This window comes from Serratia plymuthica (assembly GCF_018336935.1).
GTDB classification, from domain to species: domain Bacteria; phylum Pseudomonadota; class Gammaproteobacteria; order Enterobacterales; family Enterobacteriaceae; genus Serratia; species Serratia plymuthica_B.
Genome location: NZ_CP068771.1, coordinates 4694312 through 4706317, shown reverse-complemented (window position 1 = coordinate 4706317; position 12006 = coordinate 4694312). Strand labels below are relative to the sequence as shown.

General features: G+C 58.7%; 7 protein-coding genes. All 7 read right to left on the bottom strand.

The genetic code is table 11. The features are described 5' to 3' along the window. Window positions 1-44 precede the first annotated feature (44 nt). Complete coding sequence (locus JK621_RS21955) at window positions 45-968, bottom strand: LysR substrate-binding domain-containing protein (protein ID WP_212557633.1); 924 nt, start codon at window positions 966-968, stop codon at window positions 45-47. Between the two features lie 373 nt (window positions 969-1341). Then, window positions 1342-1680 (bottom strand): nitrogen regulatory protein P-II, encoded by a 339-nt coding sequence (glnB, locus tag JK621_RS21950; RefSeq protein WP_004847623.1) that lies wholly within the window; start codon window positions 1678-1680, stop codon window positions 1342-1344. A 10-nt stretch (window positions 1681-1690) separates the two neighbouring features. Beyond that, the gene (locus JK621_RS21945; protein ID WP_212557632.1) at window positions 1691-3313 is read right to left on the bottom strand and encodes an NAD+ synthase; all 1623 of its coding nucleotides are present in this window, start codon (window positions 3311-3313) and stop codon (window positions 1691-1693) included. Between the two features lie 129 nt (window positions 3314-3442). Continuing rightward, window positions 3443-4780 (bottom strand): two-component system response regulator GlrR, encoded by a 1338-nt coding sequence (gene glrR, locus JK621_RS21940; RefSeq protein ID WP_212557631.1) that lies wholly within the window; start codon window positions 4778-4780, stop codon window positions 3443-3445. Then, complete coding sequence (gene qseG / locus JK621_RS21935; RefSeq protein ID WP_212557630.1) at window positions 4777-5649, bottom strand: two-component system QseEF-associated lipoprotein QseG; 873 nt, start codon at window positions 5647-5649, stop codon at window positions 4777-4779. Before qseG ends, glrR begins: the two co-directional genes overlap by 4 nt. Window positions 5650-5652: 3 nt before the next feature. After that, window positions 5653-7089: a sensor histidine kinase gene (locus tag JK621_RS21930; RefSeq protein ID WP_212560266.1), complete on the bottom strand. Its 1437-nt coding sequence runs from the start codon at window positions 7087-7089 to the stop codon at window positions 5653-5655. Between the two features lie 855 nt (window positions 7090-7944). After that, a complete protein-coding gene (gene purL, locus JK621_RS21925) occupies window positions 7945-11835 on the bottom strand; it encodes a phosphoribosylformylglycinamidine synthase (protein ID WP_212557629.1) in 3891 nt (1296 codons plus the stop codon). Between the last annotated feature and the right edge of the window lie 171 nt (window positions 11836-12006).

The following is a 12006-nucleotide window of genomic DNA, read 5'->3' as shown; positions in this document are numbered from 1 at the left end:
CATCGAGCAGCCAACAAATTCTAAATACTGAAGGCCGCGTTCGATTAAATCGAATGCTTCAGGCCGGCAGCATGCATATTGCCATTCTCGCGCGCGATGGTGAGAAACGGCGTGACCAGTTCCGGCCGCGCACTGCCCCGGCGCCACGCCAGGCCGATATCCAGCGGCTCCAGCAGATCCGCCAGCTTGCGCGCCTCGATCATATTGCCTTCCAGCGACCAGGCGCGGTACGCCATGTCCGGCTGGATAGAGACCCCCATCCCCGCCGCCACCAGGCTACGCACCGCTTCGGTTGAAGCGGTCTTCATGGCGATCTCCGGTTTCAGCCCGGCGCGCGCCCAGATGCGGCGCGCATGCACGTCCATTTCGTCGGCGTTAAGCTGGATCAGCGGTTGCTTTGCCACGTCTGCCAGGCTGATGCTTTCGTGCTCCAGCAACGGGTGCAACGGCGGCAACCACAGGCGATACGGCGAATGCATCAGCACTTCGGTTTGCAGCGCATCGCGGTCTTCGATATTCGACAAGATCAGCACACCGATGTCGATCTCCCCGCTCACCAGCAGGTGCTCAATATAGGGGCGTTCATCCTCTACCACCTGAATGGTGACGTTGGGATAAGCCGATTTAAACCGCTTCAGCAGTTCCACCAAAAAGTAGCCTGCCACCAGACTGGTGACGCCAATGGTCAGTTTGCCGGTCAGGCTTTCGGTGCCGAGTTGCAGGCTGCGCTTGGCGTTATCCACCGTGGCGAGGATCAGGTAAGACTGACGCAGGAACTGATGGCCCTGATGGGTCAGGTTCATGCCTTTGGCGTGGCGATCGAACAGCCGCACGCCGATTTCGGTTTCCAGCTGCTGGATAGCCAGCGTCAGCGAAGACTGGGATACGAACACCGCCTGGGCGCCGGCGGAAATCGATCCGGTTTCCGCCACGGCGATAAAGTGGCGGATCTGGCGCAACGTCATCATCCCCATCGCCTTTCAAGCCGCTGCGTTGTTGTCTGCGTGCGGTTATTCAGCCCATCCATGGCCTTCCCCCCCTTCGGGGCCGCTGAAGCCGCGTTCAAGTCTGCTCCTGGCAGCAACGTGAAATTCATTGGGGATCGCCTTAATCAAGATGGTTGAGTTGAGTGTAGATCCCGTGAGAAAAGCGATCGAAAAAACTATCAAAAACGCGATAACCTTCGCTTTTTTAGAATGCTGATGGCGAAAATGACTGAGCGATAAAGCGTTGGGACGTTTTTAGCGAGGAGGGTATGGGCGTCGTGAGCACGACCGGGACAGGATGTAGGAAATCGAGCACTGCCCAGCTCAAGCCGGCAGTGCTCGGTAGACGATCGGATTAAATCGCTTCTTCGTCCTGTTCGCCGGTACGAATCCGCACCACCCGCGCCACGTCGAAGACAAAGATCTTACCATCGCCGATTTTACCGGTTTGTGCGGTCTGCATGATGGTTTCTACGCAGGTATCGACGATATCGTCGGCCACTACGATCTCGATTTTCACCTTAGGCAGAAAATCGACCATGTACTCTGCGCCGCGGTACAGTTCGGTGTGACCCTTTTGGCGGCCGAAGCCTTTCACTTCGGTGACGGTCATCCCGGTAATGCCCACTTCGGCCAGCGCTTCACGGACATCATCCAGTTTGAACGGCTTGATAATAGCGTCGATCTTTTTCATCTTTTTTCCTTTACCAATTTTTGCGGCCAAAGCCGGATGTGATTGGGTAGCGGCGGTCTTTGCCGAAATTGCGGGCGGTGATGCGCGGCCCGACGGCGGCCTGACGCCGCTTGTATTCGTTGATATCCACCAGGCGGATAACCTTGCGCACGATCGCCTCGTCAAAACCTTCGGCCACCAGATCGGCAACCGATTTATCGCGTTCGACGTAACCTTCCAGAATCGCATCCAGAATGTCGTACGGCGGCAGGCTGTCCTGATCGACCTGATCCGGCGCCAACTCGGCGGAAGGCGGACGATCGATAACGCGCTGCGGGATCACGTAGGAGACGGTATTGCGGTATTCGGACAGTTTGAACACCAGCGTTTTCGGCACGTCTTTCAGTACGTCAAAGCCACCGGCCATATCACCATACAGCGTGGCATAGCCTACGGCCATCTCGCTTTTGTTACCGGTGGTCAACACGATGCTGCGACGCTTGTTGGACAACGCCATCAACACCACGCCGCGGCAGCGCGCCTGCAGGTTTTCTTCGGTGGTGTCGCGTTCGGTGCCGGCGAACATCGGCGTCAGCTGGCCCATAAAGGCGTCGAACATCGGTTCGATGGAGACGATATCGAACTCGACGCCGAGGATTTCAGCTTCTTCCTTGGCGTCGGCGATGCTGATATCCGCGGTATAGCGGAACGGCATCATCAGCGCCTGCACCTTGTCTTTGCCCAGAGCATCGACGGCAATCGCCAGCGTCAGCGCCGAGTCGATACCGCCGGACAGCCCCAACACCGCGCCCTTGAAGCCGTTTTTGGTCACGTAATCGCGCACCGCCAACACCAGCGCTTCATAAACCTGCGCCAGCTGCGGCAACTCGGCGGCCGGTGCGAGCATCGGCACCACGTCCAGTTCGTTGAACTTCAGCAGCGTCACCTGCTCGGCGAACGCCGCCAGGCGGTGGGTCATGTTGCCGGCCGCGTCGAACACCTTCGAGCAACCGTCAAAAATCAATTCATCCTGCCCGCCGATCTGGTTCAGATACACCAGCGGCAGGTGGGTGCGCTGGCAATGGCCGGCCATCAGCGTCTTGCGGATATACGGCTTCTCGCGATTGTACGGCGAGGCGTTGATCGACAAAATCATTTCGGCGCCGGCGGCTTTGGCAGCATCGACCGGCTCCGGGAACCACAGGTCTTCGCAAATCAGCAAGCCCAGACGATAGCCTTTCAGGTTCACCACGCAGGTTTCGTTGCCGGCGTGGAAGTAGCGTTTCTCATCGAAGACGCCGTAGTTCGGCAGCTGTTGCTTGAAATAGCGCGTCAACAATTGCCCTTCAGAGAACAGCGACAGCGCGTTATACAGCTTGTCGCCTTCGCGCCACGGGTGGCCGACCAGGATCGCCACATCGGTGGATGCCTGTTGCAGGCGATGAAGCTGCGCGTCGCAGCGCTGGTAGAAATCGTCGCGATACAGCAGGTCTTCCGGCGGATAACCGGACAGCGCCAGCTCGGTGAACATGACCAGATCGGCTCCCGCCTTCTGCTGCTCTTGCACGGTTTGCAACATGCGTTCGGTGTTGCCTTCAATGTCACCGACCAGCAAATTCAGCTGGGCCAATGCGATGGAAAGTGATCTGCTCATTGTTTAGGATCCTGCTCAATACGTTCCATGGTTCTCTACGCCCGGTCATGCCACGACAAAGAGAACGGAGTGTAAATCATTCCGCCGCGTTTGTTGAGAACCTGCATTCGCAGGCCCTGACGGAAAACATCATTCTTTAAAATCGCCGGCGTCCAATTCATGACGCGACAGCAATTTATAAAACTCGGTACGGTTGCGCCCCGCCATACGCGCGGCCTGGGTTACGTTACCCTTGGTGATCTGCAGCAGCTTGCGCAGATAGTGCAATTCAAACTGATTACGCGCCTCGACGAAGGTCGGCAACGCGGTATTTTCCCCTTCAAGTGCCTGCTCCACCAGCGCTTCGCTGATCACCGGCGCGGACGTCAGCGCCACGCACTGTTCGATCACGTTCACCAGTTGGCGCACGTTGCCCGGCCAGGTGGCGGTCATCAGGCGCTTCATGGCGTCGGAAGAAAAGCTGCGGACAAACGGCTTGTGACGCTTGGCGGATTCACGCAGCAGATGGTTGGCCAGCAGCGGGATATCTTCGGCCCGTTCATTCAGCGCAGGGATCTTCAGGTTCACCACGTTCAGGCGGTAGTAGAGATCTTCGCGGAACTCGTTTTTCGCCATCGCCTTTTGCAGGTCACGGTGGGTGGCGGAAATAATCCGCACGTCGATGTCCAGATCGCGGTTGCTGCCCAGCGGGCGCACCTTACGCTCCTGCAGCACGCGCAGCAGCTTGACCTGTAACGACAGCGGCATATCGCCGATCTCATCGAGGAACAGCGTGCCGCCTGCCGCCGCCTGGAACAACCCTTCACGGTTGCTGACCGCGCCGGTAAACGCCCCTTTGGCGTGACCGAACAGCTCAGACTCCAGCAGTTGTTCCGGCAAGGCGCCGCAGTTAATGGCGATAAAGGCTTTCTTGCCGCGCGGGCTGGCGCCGTGGATCGCCTGAGCCAACACTTCTTTACCGGTGCCGCTGTGGCCGTTGATCAGCACGCTGACGTCGGATTGCGCCACCATTTTCGCCTGCTCCAGCAGGCGCAGCATAATCGGGCTGCGGGTGACGATATCTTCGCGCCAGCTGTCGTCACCGGCCGGCAGCGAGAGCGACAGCGCTTCGTCAATGGCCTTGTACAGCGCATCGCGATCCACCGGTTTGGTGAGGAAGCTGAACACCCCCTGCTGGGTGGCGGCAACCGCATCCGGGATCGAACCATGGGCGGTAAGAATGATCACCGGCATGCCAGGCTGGTGTTTTTGGATTTCGGCAAACAGCGCCATGCCGTCCATTTCGTCCATCCGCAGATCGCTTATCACCAGATCAATCTGTTCACGCCCCAACAGGCGCAGCGCTTCCTGGCCGCTTTCGGCGGTGGTGACATGAAAACCTTCGCTGGTCAGGCGCATACCCAACAGTTTGAGCAGGCTGGGATCGTCGTCAACCAATAACAAATTGGCCGGTTTGCGGGCTGTCATCGCGCGTGAGACTCCTTGTTAGCGGGGGGCGGCACGTAGGTATCTTCCGGATCCACCGGCAGGGCGGTGCCCTTTTCCGGTTCGGCCTCCGGTTCTGCGGCCTTGCCCGGCGCGGCATTTTTATCTGCGGCGTCGGTTTTTTGCTGTGTCGCGCCGTTATCCGGGATTTCGCCCTGTAGCTGCTTGCGCGAGGAGAGCTGACGTTCGATATCGGTCAGATTCTCCAGCTTGCGCGACGTATCCTGCAGCTGGGCCTGCAAACGGATCTGGCTCTGGCGCAGCGCATCTATCTGGCCGTCCGAGCTTTCCTGCAGGTGCTGATAGCGCGCCTTTTCATCGAACAAGGTGATCTGCAGAACCTGCTGCTGGCGCCACAGTTGCAGCAACGGGCGCAAGGAGCTAGGGAACTCCAGGCGGTAACTGTTCAGACGATCGATCATCTGGCGACGTTCGCCCGACGTCGGCTCGGCGCTGCCCAGCAGAATACTTTGCTTGAAAATGCCGTCCCAGCTGTCGCCAGGCAGGGTTTTCGCCAGAGCGCGCGCCTGGGTCGATCCAACGCGATCGGCGCAATCCATCGCACGCAACCAGTAAAGTGAATTATTCAACGCGTCTTTGTCGTCGAGCTGCCACAGGGTATCGCAGGCCGCGATGCGGTAATCCACCACTTTGGTGTCCGGGATCGCTTCTTGCTGCTGCTGGCTGAGGCCGCTGCTGACCGCACGATCGACGCAGCCTGCCAGCAAAAACGGCACGCAAAGAACACTGCCTAAAAAGGAAAGACGACGCTTGCCGAGTGGCGCGCTCTGCGTGGCACGCGGTGAACGTTCGGTCTGCGATAGACGAAGGCGTTTAGACCATGTGTACATTATTTATTCATTCTCGGCGGTTAATGGCAATTCAATGCGGAAGCAGACGTCTGCGCCGGCAACTTCGACCAGCTGCAATTCACCGCGCATCCGGCGGATACAATCCTGAGCGATGCTCAACCCCAGACCGCTTCCTTTTACCGCCCCTTTTCGCTGGTGGCTACCCTGGAAAAAAGGCTCAAAAATCATGGTTTGCTCGGCCTCAGGGATTGGCGTGCCGCTGTTGGCGACATCAATTTGCACCCGTTGCCCAACCTGACGGCTGCGAATCCAAATGTTACCGGATTCCTTGCCGTAGTGCACCGCATTGGAGTAGAGATTATCCAGCACGCGCATTAAAAGCGTAGGCTCTGCCCAACAGATTTCCGCATCCAATGTGATCTCGGTCCGGATCATTTTGGCCCTGGCCGGCAAACTGTGCGCGGCGACCACCAACTCGACCATATCGCGCAGCTCAACATTCTCATGCTCCGCCGGGCCATCGGCCAGTTTACGGTTGTAATCCAGCAGTTGCTCGATCAGTTGCTGCAGGTGGCGGCTGCTGTTATCGAGAATGGTCACGACCTCTTTCTGATCGGAAGTCAGCGGGCCGGCCACTTCGTCGGCCAACAGTTCTGTGCCCTCGCGCATGCTGGCCAGCGGCGTCTTCAATTCATGCGAGATATGGCGCAGGAACTCATGCCGTTGCGACTCCAGCCACGCCAGGCGCTCGCTCAGCCAGATAATGCGTTGCGCCAACGAACGCAGCTCACGCGGGCCTTTAAACGACTCGGCGCTGCCCAGCGCCCGCCCTTCCCCCAAACGGTTGATCATGCGCTCCACCGCTTTCACCGGGCCGATGATCATGCGGGTGAAAAGCACCACCAGCAGCACGCTGACCAGAAACAGCATCAGCGCCTGCCAGCCGAAGAACTGGCCACGTTCGGCAATCGCCTGCTGCAACTGCTGGCCGCGCGAGAACACCACGGCGCGGGTGGCCTGCACCATCTCGGCGTTGGAGCGCGAGAAAGACTCCAGCAGAGTCGATGCCTGTTTATCCGGCCCGCTGCTCTGACATTTAATCGCGGCCAGTTGGGTCAGCAGACTGCGCAACGTTTGATAATAGCGTTCATCCGGCAGGATCGGCGCATGGGCGTCCAACATCTGCGAATACTGTTTACGTTGATTTTGGTACAGCCGCTCCAGGGTGGGATCCACCAGCACGCAATACTGACGATAGCTGCGCTCCATCTCCAGCGCCACGCTGGTCATCGCCTCGCTGCGCCGTGCATCCACCAGCGTGGTACGGTTGATGTCTGCGGCCTGCGCGCTGAGATGATCCAGACTTTGATAAGCCTGATAAGCCAGCACCAACAGCGGCAGCAGCACCAGCAGAAACGCCATCAGGACCAACTGACGCAGCGAGCGGGGGAATAAACGCCATCTTTTCAACGAAATCATCTCATTGTCTCTCATCTGCTCCGATGCTAACCGAGTCACCGGTGAGAGGAAAGCCCGGCGTTCAGCGGAGCGTCAGGAAAATAGGGGAAGCCGAGCGGTGAGGATGGGGGGTTTGTGTTCGGACCTATCGTAATACCCAAAATAATTGGCGTTGCGTCAAGGCGCACAAGCGCAGGCAACACAGATGCAACGTCGAGTATGAAAGGTATTTGACGCTGGGGCAGGACTGCCCCATCGCAAGAAAGTGTGGATGCCCTTGAATCTCGTCCCCAGGGTGATGTAGCACAAGGCTGGCATCGAACAGGACGAATAGCATCCATAAGTATCCGGGATTGATGAACACTCATCACAGTTGGATACAGGCGGTGCCTCACTCCACGTGTCGTCCGATGCTTGATAAAGCCGCTTACGCGTCTGTTATCGGTTTGGTTGGACGATAGGCACCATTTCTTTGGCATCATTCGGAGGCTTATGAGGCAAATTTCCCGTCTAAATACGGGGCCATCATAAAAAGTTGAATGAGCAACTGGGGAGAATAATGCACTTAGCATGCCAACTTTTCAACATATTTATTAACGCATTGAATAAACTAGAAAATAAATAAAAACATGGCCAATGGACTCAAATTGCCTCGCCGGCAGGCGTTTAAAAAACAACCACCCTGTCGTCAAAAACCGACAACTTAAGCCAATTAATTTTTCACTATTAAAAATCAATGAGTTAAGTGTCTCTTTTTAGAGACATGAAAAAGGTGCGCTGTCGCAAAATGCCGACAGCGGCAAACCGGTACCGGCGCAATAAGTAAAAAGGGGGCGCAATCTCTTGCGCCCCCTTTCGTTACCGCGCGGTAACCGCTTAGCCCAGTTGCTTGCGGGCGTTGCGGAACATGCGCATCCACGGGCTGTCTTCGCCCCACTCTTCCGGGTGCCATGAGTTGCTCACGGTACGGAATACGCGTTCCGGATGCGGCATCATCACCGTCGCGCGGCCGTTGCTGCTGGTCACTGCGGTGATGCCGTTCGGCGAACCGTTAGGGTTGGCTGGATAGGTTTCCGTTACCTGGCCGGCATTGTCCACAAAGCGCAATGCCACCAGACCACTGCTTTCCAGCGCCGCCAGGTGCACGGCATCGCGCACTTCAACGTGCCCTTCACCGTGGGATACGGCAATCGGCATTCGTGAACCTGTCATGCCCTGCATGAACAACGACGGGCTGGCCGCCACTTCCACCAGGCTGAAACGCGCTTCAAAACGATCCGACAGGTTGCGTACGAAACGCGGCCAGTGTTCGGCGCCGGGGATAAGATCGCGCAGGTTCGACATCATCTGGCAACCGTTGCACACGCCCAATGCCAGGGTCTGCGGACGGTGGAAGAAGGATTCGAATTCGTCGCGAACGCGGTCGTTGAACAGAATCGACTTCGCCCAGCCTTCGCCGGCGCCCAGTACGTCGCCGTAAGAGAAACCGCCGCAGGCAACCAGCGTATGGAAATCTTGCAGATCGCGACGCCCTTCCAGCAGATCGCTCATGTGAACGTCTACCGCATCGAAGCCGGCGCGGTGGAAGGCTGCCGCCATCTCAACGTGGGAGTTGACGCCCTGCTCGCGCAGCACCGCCACTTTAGGGCGTGCGCCCTTGGCGATGTAAGGCGCGGCAATGTCTTCTTCCGGCGCAAAGGTCAGCTTGACGTTCAGACCCGGGTCGCGCTCGTCCTGCTTGGCCTGGTGCTCCTGATCGGCGCATTCCGGGTTATCGCGCAGGCGTTGCATCTGCCAGGTGGTTTCCGCCCACCAGGTGCGCAGGGTGGCGCGGCTTTGGCTGTACAGCGCTTTGTCGCCCTGAGTAATGACAAAGCGATCGCCGGCCTGCACGCTGCCGATGTGGTGCACATTGTCCGTCAGGCCGTGTTGAGCAAACACCTGCCGTACCGCTTCAAGCCGGTCGGCTGTGACCTGAATCACCGCGCCCAGCTCTTCGTTGAACAGCGCTGCCAGCGCATCGTCGCCCAGCCCTTTGATATCCACGTTCACGCCGCAGTGGCCGGCAAACGCCATTTCCGCCAGCGTAACCAGCAGGCCGCCGTCGGAACGGTCGTGGTAAGCCAGCAGCGCGCGATCGGCCACCAGTTGCTGCATGGCGTTGAAGAAGCCTGCCAGCTGTTCTACATTGCGCACGTCGGCCGGCTTGTCGCCCAGTTGGCGGTAAACCTGCGCCAGTGCGGTAGCGCCCAGTGCGTTATGGCCGTTGCCCAGGTCGATCAACAACAGCGCACTGTCGCCCTTATCGGTGCGCAGTTGCGGCGTCACGGTATGACGAACGTCTTCCACGCGGGCAAAACCGGTGATCACCAGCGACAGCGGCGAGGTCATTTCGCGCTGCTCTGCGCCTTCCTGCCAGCGGGTTTTCATCGACATCGAGTCTTTGCCCACCGGAATGGTGATGCCCAGCGCCGGGCAAAGCTCTTCGCCCACCGCTTTCACCGCGGCATACAGGCCGGCGTCTTCACCCGGGTGACCGGCTGCCGCCATCCAGTTAGCGGAAAGCTTCACGCGCTTGAGCGAACCGATTTCGGTCGCTGCCAGGTTGGTCAACGCTTCCCCTACCGCCAGGCGGCCGGAGGCGGCGAAGTCCAGCAAGGCAACCGGCGCACGTTCGCCGATCGACATCGCTTCACCATAGTAGCTGTCCAGGCTGGCGGTGGTCACCGCGCAGTCGGCTACCGGGATCTGCCACGGGCCAACCATCTGGTCGCGTGCCACCATGCCGGTTACGGTGCGGTCGCCGATGGTGATCAGGAAGGTTTTCTCTGCCACCGCCGGCAAATGCAGAACGCGTTTTACCGCATCCTCCAGGGTGATATTCGCGCGTTGGATCGGTTCGCCCTTGACCTGCAGGCTGGTCACGTCACGCGTCATTTTCGGCGTTTTGCCCAGCAGCACGTCCAGCGGCATGTCGATCGGTTGATTGTCGAAATGGCTGTCGTTCAGCGTCAAATGCAGCTCTTCGGTGGCTTCGCCGATCACCGCATAAGGTGCGCGCTCACGGCGGCAAATTTCGTCAAACTGCGCCATCTGCGCCGGCGCAATCGCCATCACATAGCGCTCCTGCGATTCGTTGCACCACACTTCCAGCGGGCTCATGCCCGGCTCGTCGTTAAGGATATCGCGCAGTTCGAAACGGCCGCCGCGGCCACCGTCGCTGACCAGTTCCGGCATGGCGTTAGACAGACCGCCGGCACCCACGTCGTGGATAAACAGAATCGGGTTTTGTTCGCCCAACTGCCAGCAGCGGTCGATCACTTCCTGACAGCGGCGTTCCATTTCCGGGTTGTCGCGCTGCACCGAGGCGAAGTCCAGATCGGCATCGGACTGGCCGGACGCCATGGAAGAAGCCGCGCCGCCGCCCAGGCCGATATTCATCGCCGGGCCGCCGAGCACCACCAGCTTGGCGCCCACGGTGATTTCACCCTTCTGCACGTGATCGGCGCGGATGTTGCCGATACCGCCCGCCAACATGATGGGCTTGTGGTAGCCGCGCAGCTCGACGCCGTTGTGGCTGTTGACCTGCTCTTCATAAGTACGGAAGTAGCCTACCAGCGCAGGACGCCCGAATTCGTTGTTGAACGCCGCACCGCCCAATGGGCCGTCGGTCATGATATCCAGTGCGGTAACGATGCGCTCCGGTTTGCCGAAGTCCTGCTCCCACGGCTGTTCGAAACCGGGAATACGCAGATTGGAAACCGAGAAGCCCACTAGGCCCGCCTTGGGCTTGGCGCCGCGGCCGGTGGCGCCTTCGTCACGGATCTCGCCGCCGGAACCGGTAGCGGCGCCCGGCCATGGGGAGATCGCCGTCGGGTGGTTATGGGTTTCCACCTTCATCAGGATATGCGCGTCTTCCTGATGGTAGTCATACTGGCCGTTTTCCGGCGCGGCGAAGAAACGGCCGACCTGAGAACCTTCCATGACCGCCGCGTTGTCTTTATAAGCAGAGAGTACGTAATCCGGCGTCTGCTCGAAGGTGTTTTTGATCATTTTGAACAGCGATTTGGGTTGCTGTTCGCCGTCGATGATCCAGTCGGCGTTGAAAATCTTGTGGCGGCAGTGCTCGGAGTTGGCCTGCGCGAACATATAGAGTTCGATATCCGTCGGGTTGCGCCCCAGACCGGTAAAGGCATTCAGCAGATAGTCGATTTCATCCTGCGCCAGTGCCAGCCCCAGCTTGAGGTTGGCCTGTTCCAGCGCGCTGCGCCCTTCTCCCAGCACGTCCACCGCCTGGTACGGCGCCGGTTGATGCTGAGCAAAAAGCTGTTCTGCCTGCTGCAGTTCGCTGAATACCGTTTCCATCATGCGATCGTGCAGCAACGCGGCAAGCTGTTGCCACTGCGCTTCGGTCAGCGTCGGCGCCTTGACGTAAAACGCCAGGCCGCGCTCCAGCCGCACCACTTGCTTCAAACCGCAGTTGTGGGCGATATCGCTGGCTTTGGAAGACCAGGGTGAAATGGTACCCGGACGCGGCGTCACCAACAGCAGGCGGCCTTCAGGGGCATGTTCGGCGAGAGAGGGGCCATACTTGAGCAGGCGCGTGAGCTTGCCATGCTCTTCGGCACTTAGCGGTGCATTAACATCGGCAAAGTGGACGTACTCGGCGTAGATATCACTGACCGGAAGTTGAGCGTCCTGACAGCGGGACAGCAGTTTGGTAATACGAAAAGCCGACAAAGCGGGCGAACCACGCAGTATTTCCATAATCAAAGTTCTCTCGTCTTCGAAGCAACTGACTTCAGCACTTCTTTGGGCGCAACAGGGGAAAACGCGCGTCATTATAGAGAATCTGCGCCGCCGACGAAACCGTTTGCGCAGCTATTATTGATAAAAGCTGTTCGCCCCCTCGAATTGTCATAACGTGTCAATAAAGTT

Excerpts from the sequence above, each read along its gene's own strand:
- JK621_RS21955 (WP_212557633.1), bottom strand. The coding sequence starts at position 968 with ATGATGACGTTGCGCCAGATCCGCCACTTTATCGCCGTGGCGGAAACC.
- glnB (WP_004847623.1), bottom strand. The coding sequence starts at position 1,680 with ATGAAAAAGATCGACGCTATTATCAAGCCGTTCAAACTGGATGATGTC.
- JK621_RS21945 (WP_212557632.1), bottom strand. The coding sequence starts at position 3,313 with ATGAGCAGATCACTTTCCATCGCATTGGCCCAGCTGAATTTGCTGGTC.
- glrR (WP_212557631.1), bottom strand. The coding sequence starts at position 4,780 with ATGACAGCCCGCAAACCGGCCAATTTGTTATTGGTTGACGACGATCCC.
- qseG (WP_212557630.1), bottom strand. The coding sequence starts at position 5,649 with ATGTACACATGGTCTAAACGCCTTCGTCTATCGCAGACCGAACGTTCA.
- JK621_RS21930 (WP_212560266.1), bottom strand. The coding sequence starts at position 7,089 with ATGATTTCGTTGAAAAGATGGCGTTTATTCCCCCGCTCGCTGCGTCAG.
- purL (WP_212557629.1), bottom strand. The coding sequence starts at position 11,835 with ATGGAAATACTGCGTGGTTCGCCCGCTTTGTCGGCTTTTCGTATTACC.